We start from the raw sequence: 21,602 nt of genomic DNA on the forward strand, positions 1-21,602 counted from the left end.
GGCGCGCCGGGACGGCGTTATTTCAGCGCAGAGCCCGACTCGGTCGTGATGTTCGTGATCACCGCATCACTGCCCTTGAGCGGCTTTGCGGCCTCGCCTTCGGTCAGGATCCAGGCGGCGTGAAGCATGCCGGTGCTCACCTCCAGCACATAGTTCACCTTGAAGGTCTTGCCAAGCACCGAATGCGTCATGATGAGCGTGTTCTGCGGGCTGAACAGCCGCATGCCGGGTGCAACGCGAATAGGCTTGCCGTTGAGTTGCGCTTGTGTTGTCGTTGTGAAGGTCAACGTGCCACGCAGCGCGGCATCAGGGAACGGGCGGCTGAGGCCCAGCCCAGGCAGTGTTTGTGCCGCGGCAGGTAAAGCGGTTGCTAGCGCTCCACACGCCAGTGCTGCAAACAACAAGTGCCGCAAGCGGCTTGGAGGACGGGGACTGTATGGGGCGACGAAGAGGCAGCGGTTCATGGTTTACATCCAGGGGCTGAATTCGCGATTCTAGGGCAGGCCGGGAAAGAACGGCCTACGGGTTCGGGCAAATCGCCTCAAGTGGAACTGGGAAAGAAAAAACCCACAGGGCGTTAGCGCGCTGTGGGTTTTTTGGGTTTGGTGGTGGTAGGTGGACTTGAACCACCGACATCAGCATTATGAATGCTGCGCTCTAACCAACTGAGCTATACCACCGCAGTCCGATATTATAGAACAAAATTTATTGGTTTGAGAAGATCGCAGCTCGTTTGTTCACGAAAGCATCCATGCCTTCCTTTTGGTCCTGCGTCGCAAACAGGGCGTGAAAGAGGCGGCGCTCAAACATCACGCCATCAGACAACGAGCCTTCGAACGCGCGGTTGACGGATTCCTTGGCGGCCATGACGGCAATCTGCGAGAACCCTGCGATGGTGATGGCTGCAGCCAGCGCCTCATCCATCATTTTTTCGTAGGGCACCACGCGGCTGACAAGGCCTGCGCGTTCCGCTTCGGTGGCATCCATCATGCGGCCCGTCAAAGCCATGTCCATGGCTTTTGATTTGCCGACAGCGCGTGGCAGGCGCTGCGTGCCGCCCGCGCCGGGGATGACGCCCAGTTTGATTTCCGGCTGGCCAAACTTGGCGTTGTCTGCCGCAATGATGAAATCGCACATCATCGCCAGTTCACAACCGCCTCCCAGCGCAAAGCCACTGACCGCCGCAACGACGGGCTTGCGGATGGAGCGGATCGCTTCCCAGTTGCGGGTGATGTAGTCGCCCTTGTAGGCATCGGCAAAGCTGTATTTGGCCATGGCGCCGATATCGGCTCCGGCGGCGAACGCCCTTTCACTGCCTGTCACGATCATGCAGCCGATCTTCTCATCGGCATCAAACGCCTTCAGGGCGGCCCCCAGTTCGTCCATCAACTGGTCGTTCAGTGCGTTGAGTTGCTTGGGGCGGTTGAGGGTGATGATGCCGACCTTGTCCGCTTCAACGCGGACTTCGATGGTTTCGTAGCTCATGAGGGCTCCTGGGTTGTGGTTCTGGTGACAGCTGAGGGAATATACCCAACCCCGATTGGGCGAGGGGGGCAGCAGGGCGCAATGGTGTGATGGGGTGCGATCCTTACCCCAGCCAGCCAGCCTGCGAGTTTGGCGGGGTCGTTGGTGACCAGACCCATCGTGTCGGAGACTGGAGCGACCGCTGACGCACTGCTGCGCGCTTTTTTGGGTGGGTGCGTTGTGGATGCTTCGGTGGTTGTCCGATCGGTCAGGGACAACGGCAACCGCAGCAGTCGGCCGTCCCGCGCAATCAGGGCTTCCAGCGTGGTTTCCTTCCCCGCATAGAACACAACGTCATCGAGCTTGCTGATGCGCCAACCCTGCTTTTGTACGTCGATGCCCAGCCACTCGTCGCCAGGTGCCATTCCGGCTCGTTCTGCAATCCCCCCGCGCAAGACGGACTTGATCTGCACACCGTGGTTCTCAGTGACACGAAGCCCCAGGCGTTGGGCCAGTTGAGGTGGTTGGGCCTGCAGGGTGACCCCATGGGTGGCCAGCAGGTCCGCCAAAGGAAGGTCGTCGGTGCTGTGCACCCATCGTTCCAGCTCGGCATTGAAGGAGCGTCCGGACATTTGCTGGAGTACGTCGCGCAGGTCCGCTTCGGTCATGGGGCCGCCGTTGGTGCGCGCCCACAGTGCGCGCATCACCTCGTCCAGTGTTGTTTTGCCCTCTTTGCGCAATGTCAGGTCCAGGCACAGCGCCACAAGGCAGCCCTTGGTGTAGTAACTGACCGTTGCGTTGGGGGTGTTTTCGTCCTGCCGGTAGTATTTGACCCAGGCATCAAAGCTGGACTGGGCAACCGTCTGCACGGCGCGACCAGGCGTTTGCAGCACCTGGTTGATGATTTTTGTGATGAGCCTGAGGTACGTCGCGTCGTCAATCAGGCCGGCCCGGCGCAGCAACAAGTCGTCGTAGTAGCTGGTAAACCCTTCAAAGAACCACAGCAGCTCTGTGTGGTTTTCTCGGGTGTAGTCGTAGCTCGCAAATTCAGCGGGGCGAAGCCGCTTGACGTTCCAGGTGTGAAAGTACTCGTGGCTGATCAGGCCAAGAAGGGTGGTGTAGCCGTCGCTGGCTTTTGCCTCGCCTTGGCGCGGCAGATCGCGCCGTCCGCAGATCAGTGCGGTGGAGTTGCGGTGCTCCAACCCTCCGTATCCATCTCCTACGGCATTCAACATGAATACGTAGCTTCGAAATGGCGTTTTACCCTCTCCGTGCCAGAAGCGTATGGCGGTTTCGCAGATTTTTTGGCTGTCGGCCAAGAGGCGTTTGCCATCGAACGACGGCATGGCACCAGCCACGACAAACTGATGGGAGACGCCGCAGGCCTTGAATCGACCCATCCAGAACATGCCCATTTCTACTGGGCAATCCACGAGCTCGTCATAGTCTGAGGCGGCGTAGAGGCCGAAGCCGTTCTTGTCTGTGGCAAGGGTCCGCAGCGCCGTGGCTACCGACCATTGTGCGGTGGCGGGGGTGTTGGCAATTTCGAGGATGTGGCGTTGTTTTTCCTGACCCCGCACTTGCAGGCACAGGCTCGTTCCGTTGAAGAAACCGCGCGATACATCCAGCCAGGCGGTCCGCACCGAGTTGTCGTAGGCGCACACCGTGTAGGAGAGCTCCAGCGGTTTGCCCGCTGCGCAGTCCACCCGCCAGCGGTGTTTGTCCAGCTGGACCAGCGTGACGTCTCGCCTGCCCTGACGCGCTTTCAGTTGCTGCAGGTTTTTTGCGAACTCTCGAATCAGGTAGCTGCCGGGGATCCAAACCGGCAGCGCTACCTCCTGCGCTGCGGCGGGCTGCAGCACCGTCAGCGTCACGGTGAACAGATGGGCGTGAAGGTCTGTGGGTTCGATGCGGTAGTGAATGTCTGCGGGCTGGATGGGGCGGGGCGTAGGCATGGGCTTGAATCGGACTGTGGCGGTGAGGGGCGCCCCCTCGGGCGCAGTGCCTTAGTTCGTGGTGGCGGGGGCTTCGTTGCTGGCTTCTGCCAGGCGTTTTTCAACTTCCTGGGCGCCAATTGCGCCGGGCACCCGGGTGCCATTGGCAAAGATGACCGTCGGTGTGCCGGTGATCTTGTATTTTTTACCGAAAGCCAGATTGCGCTGCAATGCACTGGTGTCGCAGCTTGCCGCAGCGGCGTGTTTGTCCCGCACCATGTGGTCCTGCCACGCGCCCGCCTTGTCCTTGGCGCACCAGATGTTGCGCGATTTCTCGGCAGAGTCGGGGCTCAGGATGGGATACAGGAAAAGGTACACCGTGACGTTGTTCACGTTCTGCATGTCACGCTCAAATCGCTTGCAGTATCCGCAGTTGGGGTCTTCAAACACCGCCACTTTGCGTTTGCCGTCGCCCCGCACGATGGTGATGGCATCTTTGAGTGGCAAGGCGGCAAAATTCACGGCCGTCAGCTTGTTGATGCGGTCTTCCGTCAGGTTGCGGCGTGCTTTGGCATCAATGAGTTCACCCTGGATCACATAGTTGCCCTTGGCGTCTGTGTAGAACAGATCGGTGCCAATACGCACCTCATAGAGCCCGGCCATGGGCGTTGGGCGCACTTCGTCGATTTTGTCCATCTGGGGAATGCGCTCAGCAAGTGCCTTGCGAATGTCTGCTTCCTGGGCAGTGGCGCACAAGCTCAACGTGGCTGCGGCCAGAGTCAGCAAGGTGGTGGTCAGTTTCATGGTGCTTTCGTTCAATCAAAGTCTCGTGATGCGGCGGGGTGCGAAGGCGCTGCTTCAATACACGCCCATGGCTCGGCGGGTGATGAATTCTTTCAAAGGGCCGCTGTGCTCAAAGCCCTTCATCCCGAGATTGCGCAGCGCATGCCACGGTGCCTCTGTGCGGGAGAAAAGTTGCTGCAACCCGTCGGTAGCCAAACCCATGGTCACCAAGGCGGCCTTGCGCTCTCGCTCGTAGCGCCTGAGCAAGCGCAGATCCGCCACGCTGCGCCAGTAGTCGCGCTTGCGCAAAACATCAGCCAATGCCTGCACATCGGCCAAGCCAAGGTTGAGGCCTTGTCCAGCCAGCGGATGCACGTTGTGGGCAGCGTCGCCCGCCAGTACCCAGCTGTGAGGAGTTTTGCTTTCTGCCGGTGCGCTGCCGCACCAGCGGTCGGCTTTTGCCAGCTGTAGCGGCCATGTTGCACGGTCTGCGCACAAGGTGAGAACTCCCAGCGTGTCCTGGCTGGCGGTTTGCAGCGCCTGCGAAAACTCTTGCGCAGTCAACGCCATCAGCGCCGCCACCCGCTCCTGAGGGACTGACCACACCACCGCTACCGAGTGCCCCTGTGGCCCGTCCAGGGGCAGAAAAGCCAGAATGCCGTCGGCGCAAAACCATTGCCGGGCCACTTGCCCATGGGGGCGCTCGCAGTGCAAGCGGGTGGCGATGGCCTGCTGGGCATACGGCGTGACCTGAAAATTGACGCCGAATTCGGCGCGCGTGCTGCTGGCGCGGCCTTCACAAACGACGGTCAACGGCGCGGCGACTGGGGCGTCCAGGATCTCTACCTGGGGCTGAAAGCGCAGGGCCTCGGACAGGCGGGCTTCCAGCGCAGGCACATCAACGATCCACGCAAGCGCATCGACGCCCTGCACCATCGCGTCAAAGTGGACCGCGCCGCCCCCGTCACCCGCCACCTGCATCTGTTTGACGACGGTGGCATGTGTTGCATCGGGCCAGCTGCGCAGAGAGTCGAGCAACCCGCGCGACGCCGTGTTCAGCGCATACGCGCGCACGTCGGTTGCGGCCGCGTTGGAGGAGACTGGCGCGGGCACCAGCGCCACTTTCAGCCGGTCACGGGCCAGCAGCAGGGCGAGGGTTTTGCCCACGATGCCGCTGCCGCGTATACAGATGTCGAAGGTTTGCGCCATGAGGGTCATTGTAGGAGGTGGCTTATGGACCCGCCGCTCAGTGCAAAATTGCGGCTTCTCCCCCATGGCCATTTTTTCAGGAGCATCTGGCGTGCGTTTTAACCCCGATTCCGATCTGTCCGGCACGATCGCGCGCCTGTTTGTTTACCCCGTCAAGTCGTGCGCTGGCATTGAAGTGCAGGAGGCCCATTTGACGGAAACCGGGCTGGATCTTGATCGCGCGTGGATGGTGGTGGATGCCCATGGGATGTTTCTGACCCAACGTGTCCTGCCTCGCATGGCGCTGATTCGGCCGCAGCTCAAAAGTGACGAAATGGTGCTCCGTGCTCCCGGCATGCTGGCGCTGCATGTGGCGATGGACCAGGTCGAGGCTCCAGCGACCGTGACCGTGTGGCGCGATACGGTGCCCGCATGGGACATGGGGGCCGTGGCGGCCCAGTGGTTTACCGATTTTCTGGGGCAAGCTTGCCGACTCATTCGGTTTGACCCGGAGGTCCGGCGCCTGTCGAGCCTGGACTGGACGGGCGGGATCGAGGCACCCACCCAGTTTGCGGACGGCTTTCCCTTGCTGGTCACCAGCGAAGCCTCCATTGATGAGTTCAATGGCCGGCTTCTGGCGGCGGGCCACGCGCCGGTGGGCATTGAACGTTTTCGTCCCAATATCGTGCTGGGCGGTGTGGGCGCGCACGACGAAGACCGGGTGGACATGGTGCGCGTGGACGTGGGCGAGCCTGAAGGTGTCCACCTGCAGCCTGTGAAGCCCTGTGCGCGTTGCCCAATCCCCAATGTGGACCCTGCCACCGCCGAGATCGACCCATCGGTGAGCGACACGCTGCGCACCTACCGCCAGGACAAGCGCGTGGGCGGTGCCATCACCTTTGGCATGAACGCGATCGTGCGCCAGGGGGCCGGCCAGACGCTGCGTGTGGGGCAGCGTATTGCTGCTGATTTGCGGTTCGAATGACCTTGCTGGCAGTCGCCCGATGGGGGATGTGCTGGAGGGGCCGTAAAATGGGCGGTTTGTCTCCGAATCCTAGAAAGCCCTGCCATGAGCCTCCAATGCGGCATCGTGGGCCTGCCCAACGTCGGCAAGTCCACTCTTTTCAACGCGCTGACCAAGGCTGGCATTGCCGCCGAGAACTATCCCTTCTGCACCATTGAGCCCAATGTGGGCGTGGTGGAAGTACCAGACCCCCGCTTGCTGCAACTCTCCGAGATCATCTCGCCCGAGCGCATCGTGCCTGCCATCGTCGAGTTTGTGGACATCGCCGGCCTGGTGGCGGGTGCCAGCCAGGGCGAAGGCCTGGGCAACCAGTTCCTGGCCCACATCCGCGAAACCGATGCCATCGTCAATGTGGTGCGCTGCTTTGAAGACGACAACGTGATCCACGTGGCCGGTCGTGTCGACCCGATCTCTGACATCGAAGTCATCCAGACCGAGCTGTGTCTGGCCGACATGGGCACCGTGGAAAAGGCGCTCAACCGCTACACCAAGGCCGCCAAGTCGGGCAACGACAAGGACGCCGCCAAGCTGGTGGCGTTGCTCACGCGCATCCAGGCCGCGCTCAATGAAGGCAAGCCCGCGCGGTCGGTCGAGATCACCAAGGAAGAGCAGCCCCTGCTCAAGTCCCTGTGCCTGATCACGGCCAAGCCCGCGATGTTTGTCGGCAACGTGAGCGAAGATGGCTTTGAGAACAACCCCTTCCTCGACCGCCTCAAAGAATACGCCGCGAGCCAGAACGCCCCTGTGGTAGCCATCTGCGCAAAGATGGAAGCCGAGATGGCTGAAATGAGCGACGAAGACCGCGACATGTTCCTGGCCGAGATGGGCCAGAGCGAGCCGGGCCTGGCCCGCCTGATCCGTGGTGCGTTCAAGTTGCTGGGCCTGCAGACCTACTTCACCGCTGGCGTGAAGGAAGTGCGTGCCTGGACCATCCATATCGGCGACACGGCTCCCCAGGCGGCTGGCGTGATCCACGGCGATTTCGAGCGCGGCTTCATCCGCGCGCAGACCATTGCTTTTGATGACTTCATTGCCTACAAGGGCGAGCAGGGCGCCAAGGATGCGGGCAAGATGCGCGCCGAAGGCAAGGAATACGTCGTCAAGGACGGCGATGTGCTGAATTTCCTGTTCAACGTCTGACCCGTGGTACGGGGCCCTGCAGCCCTGTGCTGAGATCGTGAAAACGTTCTCAGGCCCCTGTCCCTGCACTGCCTGGCGGTTGCAGGGATTTTTTTATGCGTCGGTGGGGCCGCTGGTGTGGCCCGCATGGTTTTCTTTTCTTTTTTTTCAACCCGTCCCATGACCCCAGGAATTGTCTATGCCGCCCTTGCCTATGTGGCCTGGGGGTTGTTTCCGCTGTATTTCCGGCAGGTGGCCCATGTGCCCGCGCTGGAGGTCGTGGTGCATCGCACCGTGTGGTCGCTGGTATTCGTCTTTGTGGTGCTGGCCGTGCGCAGGCATTGGGGCTGGATGCGCGCGCTGTGGGGGCAGCCCAGGGTGCTGGGGGCGTTTGCGGTGTCGGCGCTGCTGCTGTCGGGCAACTGGCTCACTTATGTATGGGCGGTGCAGAACCAGCATGTGGTGGATGCCAGCCTGGGTTACTTCATCTTGCCGTTGGTGAATGTAGCGCTGGGTTTTGTCTTCCTGCACGAACGGCCCCGGCCCGGGCAGTGGCTGGCCGTGGCAGTGGCCGCCGCTGGTGTGTTGTGGCTGGCGGTGCAGGCCGGTCGCCTGCCCTGGATTGCGCTGGTGCTGGCCCTGAGCTTTGGCTTTTATGGGCTGATGCGCAAGGTGGCCACGCTGGGCGCGCTGGAGGGGCTGGCGCTGGAGACGATGATGCTGGCGCCCGTGGCGGTGGCAGCGCTCGCTGTCTGGTCGTCGCAGGGGCAGGGCGCGCTGGTGCAGGGGGATGCAGCCACCGTGGCCTGGCTGCTGGTGGCAGGCCCCATGACCGCCGTGCCCTTGCTGCTGTTTGCGGCGGGCGCGCGCCTGATTCCGTTGGCCACGATGGGCATTCTCCAATACATCTCCCCCAGCCTGCAGTTCGCGCTGGGGGTCTGGCTGTTTAACGAGCCATTCCAGCCGGCGCGTCTGGTGGGTTTTGTGTTGATCTGGACCGCGTTGCTGGTGTACAGCCTAGAGGGGTGGTGGACGCGCCGGGGCAGTGCCACCGCCTGAGATCGTGAACACGTTCTGAGTGCGGGTTGGCAGGGCGGTTTGGGCTGAGAATATTGAACAAATTGGCCTGCAGCGCTTATGGATAAAGCGCAAGAAGCTATGTTTTTAGGAGCTATTTGGGCTGCGATCTCTCTGCGGGTGCAGATGGGCGTGGGTGCTTGCCGCAATGCCGGCTTGCGCGGCAATTGCCGTTTTGTGCCTTTTGCTTGATCCAGCGCGGTTGACACGCGTCAAGCAGCGTCCACACTGTACGGCATCGTCTTCATGCCCGGCGTACAGCGCTGCCTCCGATGCCCGATGCCCTTGTTGCTCAACCCCCTGCAGTGCCTGGCGCCAGCGTGGTGTTCCATGCACGCAATCTGTGCAAGACCTACCAGACGGGGGAAGTGCAGGTGCGGGCGCTGCACGATGTCGATCTGGACATCGTGCGCGGCGAGTTCGTCGTGCTGCTGGGTGCCTCGGGCAGCGGCAAGTCCACGCTGCTCAACATCCTGGGCGGGCTGGATGTGCCCACCAGCGGCGAGGTGCGCTTTGCTGACCACGCCCTGAGCGGCGCCAGCGAGAGCGCGCTCACCCGCTATCGGCGCGAGCATGTGGGTTTTGTCTTTCAGTTCTACAACCTGATTCCCAGCCTGACGGTGCGCGAGAACGTGGCCCTGGTCACCGACATCGCGCCCCACCCCATGCCCATCGACGAGGCGATTGCGCTGGTGGGGCTCACGCCGCGCCAGCACCACTTCCCGGCGCAGCTGTCGGGCGGCGAGCAGCAACGCGTGGCGATTGCCCGCGCCATCGTCAAGCGCCCCGACGTGCTGTTGTGCGACGAGCCCACGGGCGCGCTCGACTACCAGACCGGCAAGATGGTGCTGGAGGTGATCGCCCGCATCAACGCCGAGTTGGGCACCACGGCCGTGGTCATCACGCACAACGCGGCCATCGCCGCCATGGCCGACCGCGTGGTCTATCTGGTGGACGGCACCATCCAGCGCATTGAGCGCAACGCGCACCGGCGGTCGCCTTCGGAGCTGTCATGGTGAAAAAAACAACGCCCCCACGTTTCCCCGCTGCGCGTGGTCCGCTGTCCCTCACGGGGGCCGCTTTTTGCTTTGGGGCGGCCCGGCGGCAAAAAAGATGAAGGCCCTCGACCGCAAACTGCTGCGCGACCTGCGCCGCATGTGGAGCCAGGCCCTCACCATCGCGCTGGTGGTGGCCAGCGGCCTGGGCGGTTTCATCACCACCTTGTCGGCGGTGGACTCGCTGGCGCTGGCGCGTGACCGGTTTTATGCCCAGGGCCACTTTGCCGATGCGTTTGCCGCCGTCAAGCGCGCACCGCTGGCGCTGGCCGAAGTGCTGCGCGGCGTGCCCGGTGTGGCCGATGTGCAGGTGACGGTGGAGCAGGTGGTGCGCGTGGAGATCCCAGGCTTGGTCGATCCCATCATCGGCCAGCTCATCGGCGTGGATCTGCGCCAGCCGCCGCGCATGAACCAGGTCACGGTGCGCAGCGGCCGGGCGCTGGCGCCGCCCGGTGCGGGGCAGGGGCGCAGCGACAGCGCCATCGATGCGCTGGTGTCCGAAGGCTTTGCCCGCGCGCGCGGCCTGCACCCGGGCGACGAGCTGATGGCGCTGGTCAATGGCAAGCGCCGCACCCTGCGCATCGTGGGCACGGCGCTGTCGCCCGAATACATCTTCGCGGGCATGGCGGGCATGCCCGACCTGCGCGGCTTCGGCGTGTTCTGGGTGGACCACGAGGCGCTGGCTGCGGCTTACGACATGCAGGGCGCATTCAACCGCGTGGCCGTCAAGCTGGCGCCGCAGGCCTCCGAGCCCGCCGTGCTCGATGGCCTCTTGCGCCTGCTCGCGCCCTACGGCGGGCGCGACGCCCGGGGCCGCGAGGACCAGGCATCGCACGCCATGCTGGACAACGAAATCAAGGAGCAGCGCGTGATGGGCACCTTGCTGCCGGCCATCTTCCTGGCCGTGGCGGCGTTTTTGCTGCATGTGGTGCTCTCGCGCCTGGTGGCCACGCAGCGCGAGCAGATTGCGGCGCTCAAGGCGCTGGGCTATGCCAATGCCGCCATTGCCGGGCATTACCTCAAGCTGGTGGCCGTGATCGTGGCGGCGGGGCTGGCACTGGGTGTGGCGCTGGGCCACTGGCTGGGGACGATGCTGACCGGGTTGTATTCCGAATTCTTCTTCTTTCCGGTGTTCGAGCACCGCATTGCGCCCTGGCTGATTCTGGTGGGCGCGGGCGTCACCGGCACCACGGCCCTGCTGGGCACGCTCAGCGCGATCGGGGCCACTGTGCGCCTGGCCCCGGCCGAGGCCATGCGCCCGCCGGCCCCGGGCCGGTACCGCCGCACGGTGCTGGAGCGCCTGGGGGTGCGCCGCATTCCGGCCGGGCTGCGCATGATTCTGCGCAACATGGAGCGCAAGCCCTTGCGCACCACGCTCACCATTGGTGGCACGGCGGCGGCGGTGGCCATCGTGGTCATGGGCAACTTCTTTCGCGATGCCATCGACCATATTGTGGACACCACCTTTCACCTCGCGATGCGCAGTGATGTGAATGTATGGATGACCGAGCCGGTCGATGCCCTGGCCCGCCTGCAACTGGCGCGCCTGCCGGGGGTGACGGGCGTGGAGCCCACGCGCAGCGTGGCGGTGCGCATGGCCTATGGCCACCGCAGCGAGCGGGTGGGGCTGCAAGGCGTGGCACCGGGCGCGCAACTGCTGCGCGTGATCGATGTGGATGGCCGCCAGAGCCCCGTGCCCGAAGCGGGCCTGCTGCTCACCGATCGCCTGGCCGACAAGCTCGGGGTGCACGTGGGCGACAGCGTGCGTGTGGAGGTGCTGGAGGGCCGCCAGCGCATGCTGTATGTGCCGGTGCAGGCCACTGTGCGCGAAATGATGGGCCTGAACGCCTATGTGCAGCGCGACGTGCTCAACCGCTGGCTGCAGGAGGGCGATGTGGCCTCGCAGTTCGATGTGGCGCTGGAGCCCGGCTCCGAAGCGCGTTTTCTCGAAGCCACCAAGGCCCTGCCGCGCGTGGCGGGCGCCTTCAGCAAGGCTACGCTGCTGCGCAACATGCAGGATGTGAGTGCGCGCAATGTGCGCATCATGAGCACCATCCTCACGCTGTTTGCGGCCGTGATTGCGGTGGGTGTGGTTTACAACAATGCGCGCATTGCGCTGGCCGAGCGCACCTGGGAGCTGGCCAGCCTGCGCGTGCTGGGGTTCACGCGGGGCGAGGTGTCGGCGCTGCTGCTGGGCGAGCTGGCGATTGGCATCGCGCTGGCGCTGCCATTGGGAATGGCCATGGGCTGGGGGCTGGTGCACCTGCTGGTGGAGCTGCTCAAGAACGACCAGTTTCTGTTTCCGGTGGTCATCAGTGCGCGCACCTATGCCTGGGCTGGTCTGTGCGTGGTGGTGGCGGGCGTGGCCAGTGCCCTCGTGGTGCGCAGGCAGATCGACCGGCTGGACATGGTGGCTGCGCTCAAGACGCGTGAATAGGCGGCGGCCAACACGCCAAACAATGCAAGCAACAGGAACAGGGCAATGCAAAAGAAAACGGTGATGCTGGGCGTGGGGGCACTGGTGGTGCTGGGCGCATTCTTGGCGTGGGCGTTTGCGCCCCGGCCGCTGCAGGTGGAGGCTGCCGCCGTGGTGCAGGGCCGCTTTGAGGCGGGCATCGACGAAGACGCGAAGACCCGCCTGCGCGACCGCTACAGCATCTCTGCGCCCTTGGCCGGGCGGCTGGCGCGCATCGCGCTGCGCGAGGGCGACGCGGTGCAGGTGGGCGATGTGGTGGCGCGCATCACCCCGGCCATGCCGGTCTTGCTCGACGAGCGCAGCCTGCGCGAGCAGCAGGCGCGCGTCACCGCCGCCCAGGCCAATGTGCAGCGCGCCGCTGTGCGCATCGAGCGCAGCCGGGTGGCGCAGGAGCAGGCCCGCAACGACCTGCGCCGCAGCGAGCAGCTGGCGCAGCAGGGCTTTGTGGCCCCCACGCGCCTCGATACCGAGCGCCTGGCGCTGCAGGCGGCCGACAAAGACACCGACGCCGCGGTGCAGGACCAGCAGGTGGCACGCGCCGATCTGGCCCAGGCCCGCGCAGCGCTCGACGTGGTGCAGCGGCCCGGCGGCGCGCAGGTTGGCAAGGCCTTCGAGGTGCTGGCCCCTGTGGCCGGCCGCGTGCTGCGCGTGGCGCAGGCCAGCGAGGGCGTGGTCGCGCTGGGCACCGTACTGGTCGAGGTGGGCGACACCGCGCAGCTCGAAGTGGTGGCGCCGCTGCTGTCTACTGATGCGCTGCAGGTGCGCCCCGGCAGCCCCGTGCGCATCGAGCGCTGGGGTGGGCCGGGAGTGTTGCAAGGACGCGTGCGCAGCGTGGAGCCGGCGGCGTTCACCAAGGTGTCGGCGCTGGGTGTGGAAGAACAGAGGGTCAACGTGCTGATAGACCTGACCAGCCCGCCCGCGCAGTGGGCGGCGCTGGGCGACGGTTATCGCGTGGTGGCGCGCGTGCTCACCCGCGAGGCGCCGGACGCCACGCTAGTGCCCGTGAGCGCGCTGTTCCCGCTGCCCGGCAGCGACGCCGCCGCATCGGCCCCCATGGCGGATACCCCAGCGCCGCGCATGGCGGTGTTTGTGGTCGAGGGGGGCCGGGCGCGGCGCACACCGGTGGTGCTGGAGGCGCGCGGCAGCACCCACGCCTGGGTGAAGGAGGGGCTGCAAGCGGGCGCGCAGGTCGTGGTGTACCCGCCCGCTGCGCTGACCGATGGTGCCCGCGTCACGGTCCGCACCCCCTGACAGAGAAAAGAACAGGTTCGCCCATGCACCCCGAAGCCCTGGTTGACGCCTATGCCGCCACCGAGCAGCGCCTGCGCCAGTTGCAGCGCAGCCCCGAGGCCTTTGGCCACCCCACCGGCACCGTGGACTGGATCGAAACCCATATCTCCTGGCTGCTGCTGGCGGGTGACTTTGTCTACAAGTTCAAAAAGCCGCTGAAGCTGGATTTCCTGGACTTCAGCACCCCCGCGCTGCGGCGCGCCGCCTGCGAGGAAGAGCTGCGCATCAACCGCCGCACCGCGCCAGCGCTGTACCTGGGGCTGGTGGTGCTGGGCGGCACGGCAACCAGTCTGCGGCTGCAGCCCATCGATGCGGCCCCGGTGGACGCAGAACCCGCCGTGCGCATGCGCCGCTTTGCGCAGGAGGCGCTGCTCAGCCACCTGCTGGAGCAGCAGCGCCTGCTGCCCGGCCACATCGACGCCCTGGCGCAGCAGGTCGCGCAGTTCCATGCCAGTGCGGCAGTGGCCACGCCCGAGCAGGGCTGGGGCACCGCCCAGGCAGTGGTAGCGCCGGTGCAGGATGGCCTGACGGCGCTGAAGCCGCAAGTGGCGCGGGATCTGCCAGCGATGGGCCTCGCGCTGCAGCAGGTGGCGCAGTGGTGTGCCACACAAGGTGCGGCGCTGGGGCCGGTGTTCCAGCAGCGGCTGCAGTCCGGGCGGGTGCGCGAATGCCACGGCGACCTGCACCTGGCCAATCTGGTGCTGATCGACGGGCAGCCGCAGCTGTTCGATGCGATCGAGTTCAACCCGGCGCTGCGCTGGATCGACTGCGTGGCCGACATTGCCTTTTTGGCCATGGACCTGGAAGCGCGTGGCCGCGCCGACCTGGCTTGGCGCTTTCTGAATGCCTGGCTGGAGCACACGGGCGACTACGCCGGTCTGCAAGTGTTGCAGTACTACCGCGTGTACCGGGCCCTGGTGCGCGCCCGCGTGGCGGGCCTGCGGCTCGCGCAGATGGAGGGGGAGGGTGGAGGCGATGAGCACGCGGTCAGCCTGCGGGTGCTGCAGCGCTATCTGGCCCTGGCGCTTCACTTCATCCAGCCCCGCGCCGTGGAGCTGTGGCTGGCGCACGGGTTCTCTGGCGCGGGCAAGAGCACGCAGTCGCAGACGCTGATTGCCGACCGGGGCGTGGTGCGCGTGCGCGCCGATGTGGAGCGCAAGCGGCTGTTCGGCCTGCCGCCGCAGGCGTCGAGCGCGGTGGTGCCGGGCGGCATCTACACAGCCGATGCCTCGCAGCGCACCCACGAGGCGCTGGCGCAGGCGGCCCGTTGGGCGCTGGCTGCGGGCTACACGGTGCTGGTGGACGCGACATTCCTGAACCCGGCGATGCGCCAGCGCTTCATCGCACTGGCGGCGCAGGTACAGGTGCGGTGCCGCATCCTGTCGTTCGAGGCGCCCCTTGCGGTGCTGCGCGAACGGGTGCGCAGCCGCCAGCAGGCGGGTGGCGATGCATCGGAGGCCTCGGTACAGGTGCTGGAATCGCAATGGGCGGCGGCCCAGCCGCTCTCGCCCGCTGAAGAGGCGCTGACGGTGCATGTGGACACCACCCGGCCGGTCGATTGGGGGCTGCTGCTGCCTCCGCCGGGCCCAGCGTGCGGGCCTGCTAGAACGCCAGATGGCCCGGCATGAAATACAGCAGCACGCTCGTCATGACCAGGTAGCGCAAGAATTTTCCGACCGCCATGTAGGCCAGGCAGGGCCAGAACGGCAGCTTGAGCCAGCCAGCCACGGCGCACAGCGGGTCGCCCACCACGGGCAGCCAGCTCAGCAGGCAGGTCTTGGCCCCCCATTTGCGCAGCCAGATGCGTGCGCGACGCTCGGTGCGGCTGAGCTCACGCGCCGGTTTGGTCTCGGCGTCGGTGGGGCGGCCGGCACGCCGGTGGCGCCGTGCCGCATCCCAGGCGCGGTGCGCGCCCAGCCCCATCCACCAGCTCACGCCGCCGCCCAGGGTGTTGCCCAGCGTGGCCACGGCAATGGCAGGCCAGTACAGGTCGGGGTTGAGCTTGATGAGGCCAAACACCGCCGGCTCTGAGCCCAGGGGCAGCAGCGTGGCCGAGATAAAGGACACGATGAAGACGGTGCTCAGGCCAAACTGCGGCAGGGCCAGCCATTCGAGCAGCAGGTGGGTCCAGTTTTCCATGGCAACGAGTGTAGGGGCGCACATGGCGGATGTTCCCGCCTGGGGGCGCTGTCCTACACCGAGCCGCGCTTTGCTCGGATGTCTCGGAAAGGGCTCGTTTTATATCGTTGAGCCATTGAAGCCCAGAAGAATTCCCGGAGGACCCCATGCCCGTCATTTCAACCACGCCACATCGCCGTCTGTTTTCGCGCATCGCCGCGGCATCGGGTTGTACGCGCTGGTCGTCCGTGGCGGCGGCACTCGTGCTGGCCGCCTGCGCGCACAGCCCACAGGCGGCCGTGCAGACAAACACAGGGGAGCCCGCCGGGGCCTCGATAGCCGCGGCTGCGCACAACGCGTTGGGATGCCGCAGCGAATCCTCAGCGCGTGAATCCCTGAAAAACATTGCTGCCGAATTGCAAGCGCAGGGCATGGCGCTCAAAACCACCTGCCAGGCAGACAGCGGTGGCTTGCGGGTGCAGGTGCAGGTGATAGATGGCGTGAAAGCCAGCAAGGTGGTGCGTGGGCCTTTGGCGGATGGCCATGAGGTGGACATGGGCACCCCTTCCGGCGCCGTGTTAGCGGGCGCTGCCGGGAGAGCGAGCGGTTTCTCGCCCGACGTGCAGCACAACCGCCTCTGGCTGAGCGCCCTCATGGCGCGCCATCAGTTTGACAACCTGCCCGATGCCTGGTGGCACTTTGCGCAGCGCAAGCCGCTGGCGCCCGATGTGGCGGAGACGGACTTGGCTGCCCGCTAAGGGGGCCGAGCCGTCTGCGTCGGCTGTGATCGCCCCCTTTGCCCCCTTTGCCCCTTTGTAGGCGCACTGGCTGAACCGACTGGGGTATGGGGCATAGGTGCCGTGGTACGCAGGCCAAAAGGGGAGGGATGTATTGATCCCCACGGTGGGGCCGTGCGTATTTCAGTTGCTGAAATTTTGAGCAGGTACAATCCCGCCTCCTTTTTCAGCAACTGCTGCCCTCCCCATCATCTTCATGCACATCGGCCATATCCCCTTGGCGAATCGTCTGTTTGTGGCCCCCATGGCGGGTGTCACGGACCGGCCTTTTCGGCAGTTGTGCAAGCAGCTCGGTGCGGGTTATGCCGTGAGCGAGATGGTCACGTCGCGCAAGGATTTGTGGAACAGCCTCAAAACCTCGCGCCGGGCCAACCATGAAGGGGAGCCCGGGCCCATTGCCGTGCAGATTGCTGGCACCGATGCCCCCATGATGGCCGAGGCCGCGCTCTACAACGTGGAGCGGGGCGCGCAGATCATTGACATCAACATGGGTTGCCCGGCCAAGAAGGTGTGCAATAAATGGGCAGGCTCTGCGCTGATGCAGAACGAAGCCCTGGCCGTGCAGATTGCCGAGGCCGTGGTGTTGGCCTGTGCGCCCCACAACGTGCCGGTCACTCTCAAGATGCGCACGGGCTGGTGCCAGCAGCACAAAAATGCCGTGGCGCTGGCCCGGCAGTTTGAGGCGGCGGGTGTGCAGATGCTCACCGTGCATGGCCGCACCCGCGAGCAGGGCTACAAGGGCTTTGCCGAATACGACACCATCGCCGCCGTCAAGGCCGCCGTGCGCGTGCCCGTGGTGGCCAACGGCGACATCACCTCGCCCGAGAAGGCGCGCGATGTGCTAGCCGCTACCGGCGCCGACGCGATCATGATCGGCCGCGCGGCGCAGGGCCGGCCCTGGATTTTTCGCGAGATCGGCCATTTTCTGGCCACCGGAGAACACCTGGCGCCGCCGCTGGTTGCTGAGGTGCGGCGCCTGCTGCTGGACCATCTGCACGACCACTACAGCCTGTATGGCGAGCTCACTGGCGTGCGCAGTGCGCGCAAGCACATCGCCTGGTATCTGCGTGCACTGCCCGGTGGCGAGGCCTTGCGGCAACAGATCAACACGATAGAAGACTGCACCACGCAGTGGCAGGCCGTGGCCGACTACCTGGATGCCCTGGGGCAGCAGATGGACCGGCTGCCGATGGTCACCGATGTGGATGCGGACTCAGAAGAACAAGAGGGAACCATTGCATGAGCAAAAAAAACATTGAGGAATGCGTGCGCGAAAGCCTGCAGGGCTATTTTCGTGACCTGGGTGGCGAGGCGCCGGACGGCATGTACGACATGCTGGTGCGCCTGGTCGAAAAGCCGCTGCTGGAAGTGGTCATGACCCACGCCGACAACAACCAGTCGCGCGCCGCCGAATGGCTGGGCCTGAACCGCAATACTCTGCGCAAGAAGCTGGTCGAGCACAGGCTTCTGTAGAGGCTGGATGCTCTGTTATTCATAGCTACTTGCGCTTGATACATAAGCGCTAGAGCACGATTTTATTAAAAACCTTCACCACCACCATGAACGCACTCCTCTCCGTCTCTGACAAGACCGGCATCGTTGACTTTGCCAAAGCCCTGCACGCGCTGGGCATCAAGTTGCTCTCCACCGGCGGCACCGCCCAGCTGCTGGCCAAAGAGGGCCTGCCGGTGACCGAGGTGGCCGAGGTCACGCAGTTCCCCGAGATGCTCGACGGCCGCGTGAAGACCCTGCACCCCAAGGTGCACGGCGGCCTGCTGGCGCGCCGCGAGCTGCCCGAACACATGGCTGCGCTCAAGGCGCACGGCATCGACACCATTGACCTGCTGGTGGTGAACCTCTACCCCTTTGAAGCCACCGTGGCCAAGGCCGGCTGCACGCTGGTCGACGCCATCGAGAACATCGACATCGGCGGCCCCGCCATGGTGCGCAGCGCCGCCAAGAACTGGAAAGACGTGGGCGTGATCACCTCGGCCGACCAGTACGAGGCCGTGCTGGCTGAACTGAAGGCCACCCAGAGTCAAGGTTCATGCAAGCTGTCCGACAAGCTGCGCTTCGCGCTGTCGGTGGCCGCGTTCAACCGCATCGCCCAGTACGACGGCGCGATTAGCGACTACCTCTCGTCCGTCACCTTCGAGGCCGAGAAGCTGTCTGAAACCTACGTGCCCCAGCGCGCACTGTTCCCCGGCCAGAGCAACGGCATCTTCACCAAGGTGCAGGACCTGCGCTACGGCGAAAACAGCCACCAGCAGGCCGCGCTGTACCGCGACCTGCACCCCGCGCCCGGCTCGCTGGTCACCGGCGTGCAGCTGCAGGGCAAGGAGCTCTCGTACAACAACATCGCCGACGCCGATGCCGCGTGGGAATGCGTCAAGAGCTTTGAGGCCGCCGCCTGTGTGATCGTCAAGCACGCCAACCCCTGCGGCGTGGCCGTGGGTCTGGATGCACTCAGCTCCTACAGCAAGGCCTTCCAGACCGACCCCACCAGCGCCTTTGGCGGCATCATCGCGTTCAACCGCGTGGTCGATGGTGCTGCGGCCGCCCAGGTCAGCAAGCAGTTTGTGGAGGTGCTGATGGCGCCGGACTTCACGGCCGAGGCGCTGGAGATCTTCAAGGGCAAGGCCAATGTGCGCTTGCTCAAGATCGCGTTGCCAGCGCATGGCGGCAAGACCGACTGGGAACGTGGCCGCAACGCGATGGACGCCAAGCGCATCGGCTCGGGCCTGCTGCTGCAGACGGCCGACAACCACGAGCTGGCGCTGACCGACCTGAAGGTGGTCACCACCAAGCAGCCCTCGCTGGAAGAAATGCAAGACCTGCTGTTTGCCTGGAAGGTCGCCAAGTACGTCAAGAGCAACGCCATCGTGTTCTGCAAGGGCGGCATGACCATGGGCGTGGGCGCGGGCCAGATGAGCCGCCTCGATTCGGCGCGTATCGCCAGCATCAAGGCACAGCACGCCGGCCTGACCTTGCAGGGAACCGCCGTGGCCAGCGATGCCTTCTTCCCCTTCCGCGACGGCCTGGACGTGGTGGTCGATGCGGGCGCCACCTGCGTGATCCAGCCCGGCGGCTCCATGCGCGACCAGGAAGTGATTGACGCCGCCAACGAGCGCGGCGTGGCCATGGTGTTCAGCGGCGTGCGCCATTTCAGGCACTGATCAGGCACTGATGTCAGGGCGCGGGTCCTCACTCCATGAAAAAAAGCGGCCTTGGCCGCTTTTTTGTTGTCTGCGCTCCTGATCGGCGCCTAGGGCGGTCAGGCCGCCACGATGCGCCCGCGCCCGCTGGCACCGGCCAGCACCTTGAGCGACTTGTCTGTGCTGGCCGTGTAGTTGCGGCTGGTGATGGTGTTCACGTACACCCAGTCGGCACGGCATTCGGTGGCGGTGGCCGTCAGCAGCATGTAGCCCCGGCGCGAGGTGTCGCAGTATTTGAGCGGCGTGATGAGCTGTTGCAGCGCGCCAGCCAGCGTGGCCGGGTTCTCCTTGGGCAGGTATTCCTCGAAGCCGGGGGACGATACCGATGATGTGGCGAATTCCACCCCCGCCGCGTTGCCGCCCATGTCCGCCAGTTCGTTGGCCCAGGCGTTGTGCGTGTCGCCTGACAACACCACCAGGTTCTTGCCCAGGCTGCGGGCCGTGCCCAGCACGGTTTCGCGCGCGGCCTGGTAGCCGTCCCAGGCGTCGAGGTTGTAGGGAATCGACGGCTGCGCCAGGATGGCTTTTTCGGCAGCCGTCAGCGTGGCGGGCGCCGTCTGCGCCTTGGCCACGAGGGCGGCATATTGCGATACCGTCACGCCCGCGCCGGGCTGAATGGTTTCGATGAGGATGGGCGCGGGGATGTTCATGCGCCCCATCAGCACCTGCTGGCCCAGCACCTGCCAGGTGGCGGTGGATGCGGCCATCTGCTGCTGCAGCCATTGGGTTTGCGTGGCGCCCATGAGTTGGCGGGTGGGAGCGCCCACGGCGGCGGTGAAGCCGGCGGCGTCAAAGCCAGTGGCGGTGAAGAAGCGGGTGTAGTCGGCTTGCTCGTCGCGCCCGATCAAACGCGTGTCGAGCATGTGCAGCGCTACCAGGTTGCCGAAGTTGAAGCTGCGGTAGATCAGCTCGGGCTGTGCATTGCGCGTGGGCATCCACTCGTGGTAAGCCTGTATGGCCGCAGCCTTGCGCGCTGCAAAGCTGCCTTCGGTGGCTCTTTGGTGGTTTTCGGCGCCATTGGCCCAGGTGTCGTTGGCGACTTCATGGTCGTCCCATACCGCGATCATGGGGGCGACGGCATGCAGCGCCTGCAGGTCGGGGTCGGTCTTGTACTGCGCGTGGCGCAGGCGGTAGTCGGCCAGCGAGAGGATCTCGGTAGCCGGTTGCGACAGGCGGCCCAGCTGCTCGGCGTTGGCCGATGCGTAGCCACCGCGCGCGTATTCATACAGGTAGTCGCCCAGGTGCACGGTGGCGTCGAGGTCATTGCGGCGCGCTGCATCGGCATACACGTTGAAATAACCCGCCGGGTAGTTGGCGCACGAGAACACGGCCAGCTTGACCTGCGCGATGCTGCCCGTGGGCAAGGTGCGGGTGCGGGCCGCAGGCGATGTGGTGTCGTAGGCTGCAAATCGATAGTGGTACACCGTGCCGGCCTTGAGGCCCGTGGCGTCGACCTTGACCGTGAAGTCGTGGGCGGCTGTGGCGGTGGCCGTTCCCTGCGCGGCCAGCGTGCTGAAGGTGGCGTCCGTGGCGACCTCCCAACGCACCGGAATGTCCGCGGCGTCGCCTGCGGGCGGTGTGATGCGGGTCCACAGGATCACACGGTCGCTCAGCGGGTCTCCGCTGGCCACGCCGTGGACGAATTGAACGGCGGGCGCGCCGTCATCGCTGCCACCACATGCGGCCAGCGGCAGTGTGCCGAGCGCGGTGGCACCGAACGCGAGCTGGCGCACAAACGCGCGGCGACTGGCATCGGCGGGGGCCGACTGCAGGTCGCCTTCGGCGTCCTGCCGCAGCAGATGGGTCAATGGGCGATCAGATCGGGGAGGGCGATTCATGGTGCGGAAAGTCCTGGTAAATCCAGGCAGGGTCGCACCCTGATGTGACGGTGCCATGAAGGTTGTGTGGCGGCTCGCCTGGCCTTGCCTTGTTTTCCCTCTGGCACCTCTGTGCCGACTTTGGCGGCGGCCTTTCGACGCCTCGCAACCGGCAGCGACGGTCGAGCACCCTGCGGCTGCCCTGGCTGCTCTGCCCAATGGGCCGAGTGCGGTTCGCGTGTCTT

The 21,602-nt window shown here is 65.1% G+C and carries 18 protein-coding genes and 1 tRNA gene; 11 read left to right on the forward strand and 8 right to left on the reverse strand.

Going from position 1 to position 21,602, the window contains the following annotated elements; genetic code table 11:
• Positions 1 to 17: 17 nt before the first annotated feature.
• From KI609_RS04470 to KI609_RS04495, 6 genes are all read right to left on the reverse strand, one after another.
• Positions 18 to 464: a hypothetical protein gene (locus KI609_RS04470; RefSeq protein WP_226447521.1), complete on the reverse strand. Its 447-nt coding sequence runs from the start codon at positions 462 to 464 to the stop codon at positions 18 to 20.
• Positions 465 to 603: 139 nt separating this feature from the next.
• Positions 604 to 680 (reverse strand) — tRNA-Met (locus tag KI609_RS04475).
• 25 nt (positions 681 to 705) lie between these two features.
• Positions 706 to 1,485, reverse strand: coding sequence for an enoyl-CoA hydratase (locus tag KI609_RS04480; RefSeq protein ID WP_226447523.1), 780 nt, complete (start codon positions 1,483 to 1,485; stop codon positions 706 to 708).
• Positions 1,482 to 3,419 carry a M61 family metallopeptidase gene (locus tag KI609_RS04485; protein WP_226447525.1) on the reverse strand — a complete coding sequence of 646 codons (1,938 nt, stop codon included), beginning with the start codon at positions 3,417 to 3,419 and terminating at the stop codon, positions 1,482 to 1,484. Before KI609_RS04485 ends, KI609_RS04480 begins: the two co-directional genes overlap by 4 nt.
• A gap of 51 nt (positions 3,420 to 3,470) precedes the next feature.
• Positions 3,471 to 4,202 carry a DsbC family protein gene (locus KI609_RS04490; RefSeq protein ID WP_226447527.1) on the reverse strand — a complete coding sequence of 244 codons (732 nt, stop codon included), beginning with the start codon at positions 4,200 to 4,202 and terminating at the stop codon, positions 3,471 to 3,473.
• 54 nt (positions 4,203 to 4,256) lie between these two features.
• The gene (locus KI609_RS04495) at positions 4,257 to 5,390 is read right to left on the reverse strand and encodes an FAD-dependent monooxygenase (protein WP_226447529.1); all 1,134 of its coding nucleotides are present in this window, start codon (positions 5,388 to 5,390) and stop codon (positions 4,257 to 4,259) included.
• A gap of 64 nt (positions 5,391 to 5,454) precedes the next feature.
• On the opposite strand from KI609_RS04495, the gene KI609_RS04500 reads away from it, so the two are divergent.
• The 7 genes from KI609_RS04500 (at position 5,455) to KI609_RS04530 (ending at position 15,038) form a co-directional block, all read left to right on the forward strand.
• A complete protein-coding gene (locus KI609_RS04500; protein ID WP_413463371.1) occupies positions 5,455 to 6,354 on the forward strand; it encodes an MOSC domain-containing protein in 900 nt (299 codons plus the stop codon).
• A gap of 84 nt (positions 6,355 to 6,438) precedes the next feature.
• The gene (gene ychF, locus KI609_RS04505; protein WP_226447532.1) at positions 6,439 to 7,533 is read left to right on the forward strand and encodes a redox-regulated ATPase YchF; all 1,095 of its coding nucleotides are present in this window, start codon (positions 6,439 to 6,441) and stop codon (positions 7,531 to 7,533) included.
• Positions 7,534 to 7,692: 159 nt separating this feature from the next.
• On the forward strand, positions 7,693 to 8,571 hold the full coding sequence (gene rarD, locus KI609_RS04510) for an EamA family transporter RarD (protein ID WP_226447534.1): 879 nt from the start codon (positions 7,693 to 7,695) through the stop codon (positions 8,569 to 8,571).
• A 290-nt stretch (positions 8,572 to 8,861) separates the two neighbouring features.
• Positions 8,862 to 9,608, forward strand: a complete 747-nt coding sequence (locus KI609_RS04515) for an ABC transporter ATP-binding protein (RefSeq protein ID WP_226447536.1) — start codon at positions 8,862 to 8,864, stop codon at positions 9,606 to 9,608.
• A 94-nt stretch (positions 9,609 to 9,702) separates the two neighbouring features.
• Positions 9,703 to 12,081 (forward strand): ABC transporter permease, encoded by a 2,379-nt coding sequence (locus KI609_RS04520; protein WP_226447538.1) that lies wholly within the window; start codon positions 9,703 to 9,705, stop codon positions 12,079 to 12,081.
• A 45-nt stretch (positions 12,082 to 12,126) separates the two neighbouring features.
• Entirely contained in the window at positions 12,127 to 13,371 is a 1,245-nt protein-coding gene (locus KI609_RS04525) for an efflux RND transporter periplasmic adaptor subunit (RefSeq protein WP_226447540.1), read from the forward strand.
• A gap of 23 nt (positions 13,372 to 13,394) precedes the next feature.
• A complete protein-coding gene (locus KI609_RS04530; RefSeq protein WP_226447542.1) occupies positions 13,395 to 15,038 on the forward strand; it encodes an AAA family ATPase in 1,644 nt (547 codons plus the stop codon).
• Here KI609_RS04530 and KI609_RS04535 read toward each other — a convergent pair.
• Complete coding sequence (locus tag KI609_RS04535) at positions 15,013 to 15,549, reverse strand: YqaA family protein (RefSeq protein WP_226447544.1); 537 nt, start codon at positions 15,547 to 15,549, stop codon at positions 15,013 to 15,015. The genes KI609_RS04530 and KI609_RS04535 overlap by 26 nt on opposite strands.
• Positions 15,550 to 15,695: 146 nt before the next feature.
• Here KI609_RS04535 and KI609_RS04540 point away from each other — a divergent pair, with 146 nt between their 5' ends.
• From KI609_RS04540 to purH, 4 genes are all read left to right on the forward strand, one after another.
• Positions 15,696 to 16,286, forward strand: a complete 591-nt coding sequence (locus KI609_RS04540; RefSeq protein WP_226447546.1) for a M15 family metallopeptidase — start codon at positions 15,696 to 15,698, stop codon at positions 16,284 to 16,286.
• A gap of 235 nt (positions 16,287 to 16,521) precedes the next feature.
• Positions 16,522 to 17,568, forward strand: a complete 1,047-nt coding sequence (dusB, locus tag KI609_RS04545; protein ID WP_226447548.1) for a tRNA dihydrouridine synthase DusB — start codon at positions 16,522 to 16,524, stop codon at positions 17,566 to 17,568.
• Positions 17,565 to 17,798, forward strand: coding sequence for a Fis family transcriptional regulator (locus tag KI609_RS04550; RefSeq protein ID WP_226447550.1), 234 nt, complete (start codon positions 17,565 to 17,567; stop codon positions 17,796 to 17,798). Before dusB ends, KI609_RS04550 begins: the two co-directional genes overlap by 4 nt.
• A gap of 86 nt (positions 17,799 to 17,884) precedes the next feature.
• Entirely contained in the window at positions 17,885 to 19,501 is a 1,617-nt protein-coding gene (gene purH, locus KI609_RS04555) for a bifunctional phosphoribosylaminoimidazolecarboxamide formyltransferase/IMP cyclohydrolase (RefSeq protein ID WP_226447552.1), read from the forward strand.
• Positions 19,502 to 19,599: 98 nt separating this feature from the next.
• Here the strand turns inward: purH and KI609_RS04560 are convergent, their stop codons facing one another.
• Positions 19,600 to 21,378, reverse strand: coding sequence for an alkaline phosphatase D family protein (locus KI609_RS04560; RefSeq protein WP_226447554.1), 1,779 nt, complete (start codon positions 21,376 to 21,378; stop codon positions 19,600 to 19,602).
• Between the last annotated feature and the right edge of the window lie 224 nt (positions 21,379 to 21,602).

Origin of the sequence: Acidovorax radicis, assembly GCF_020510705.1 — a bacterium.
GTDB lineage: Bacteria > Pseudomonadota > Gammaproteobacteria > Burkholderiales > Burkholderiaceae_C > Acidovorax > Acidovorax radicis_A.

What these genes read in the sequence shown, in the direction of transcription:
- KI609_RS04495 (WP_226447529.1), bottom strand. Translation starts at nt 5,390, where the DNA reads ATGGCGCAAACCTTCGACATCTGTATACGCGGCAGCGGCATCGTGGGC.
- KI609_RS04525 (WP_226447540.1), top strand. Translation starts at nt 12,127, where the DNA reads ATGCAAAAGAAAACGGTGATGCTGGGCGTGGGGGCACTGGTGGTGCTG.
- dusB (WP_226447548.1), top strand. Translation starts at nt 16,522, where the DNA reads ATGCACATCGGCCATATCCCCTTGGCGAATCGTCTGTTTGTGGCCCCC.
- KI609_RS04535 (WP_226447544.1), bottom strand. Translation starts at nt 15,549, where the DNA reads ATGGAAAACTGGACCCACCTGCTGCTCGAATGGCTGGCCCTGCCGCAG.
- KI609_RS04485 (WP_226447525.1), bottom strand. Translation starts at nt 3,419, where the DNA reads ATGCCTACGCCCCGCCCCATCCAGCCCGCAGACATTCACTACCGCATC.
- KI609_RS04480 (WP_226447523.1), bottom strand. Translation starts at nt 1,485, where the DNA reads ATGAGCTACGAAACCATCGAAGTCCGCGTTGAAGCGGACAAGGTCGGC.
- KI609_RS04490 (WP_226447527.1), bottom strand. Translation starts at nt 4,202, where the DNA reads ATGAAACTGACCACCACCTTGCTGACTCTGGCCGCAGCCACGTTGAGC.
- KI609_RS04520 (WP_226447538.1), top strand. Translation starts at nt 9,703, where the DNA reads ATGAAGGCCCTCGACCGCAAACTGCTGCGCGACCTGCGCCGCATGTGG.
- purH (WP_226447552.1), top strand. Translation starts at nt 17,885, where the DNA reads ATGAACGCACTCCTCTCCGTCTCTGACAAGACCGGCATCGTTGACTTT.
- KI609_RS04470 (WP_226447521.1), bottom strand. Translation starts at nt 464, where the DNA reads ATGAACCGCTGCCTCTTCGTCGCCCCATACAGTCCCCGTCCTCCAAGC.
- KI609_RS04560 (WP_226447554.1), bottom strand. Translation starts at nt 21,378, where the DNA reads ATGAATCGCCCTCCCCGATCTGATCGCCCATTGACCCATCTGCTGCGG.
- KI609_RS04550 (WP_226447550.1), top strand. Translation starts at nt 17,565, where the DNA reads ATGAGCAAAAAAAACATTGAGGAATGCGTGCGCGAAAGCCTGCAGGGC.
- rarD (WP_226447534.1), top strand. Translation starts at nt 7,693, where the DNA reads ATGACCCCAGGAATTGTCTATGCCGCCCTTGCCTATGTGGCCTGGGGG.
- KI609_RS04515 (WP_226447536.1), top strand. Translation starts at nt 8,862, where the DNA reads ATGCCCGATGCCCTTGTTGCTCAACCCCCTGCAGTGCCTGGCGCCAGC.
- KI609_RS04500 (WP_413463371.1), top strand. Translation starts at nt 5,455, where the DNA reads ATGGCCATTTTTTCAGGAGCATCTGGCGTGCGTTTTAACCCCGATTCC.
- KI609_RS04540 (WP_226447546.1), top strand. Translation starts at nt 15,696, where the DNA reads ATGCCCGTCATTTCAACCACGCCACATCGCCGTCTGTTTTCGCGCATC.
- ychF (WP_226447532.1), top strand. Translation starts at nt 6,439, where the DNA reads ATGAGCCTCCAATGCGGCATCGTGGGCCTGCCCAACGTCGGCAAGTCC.
- KI609_RS04530 (WP_226447542.1), top strand. Translation starts at nt 13,395, where the DNA reads ATGCACCCCGAAGCCCTGGTTGACGCCTATGCCGCCACCGAGCAGCGC.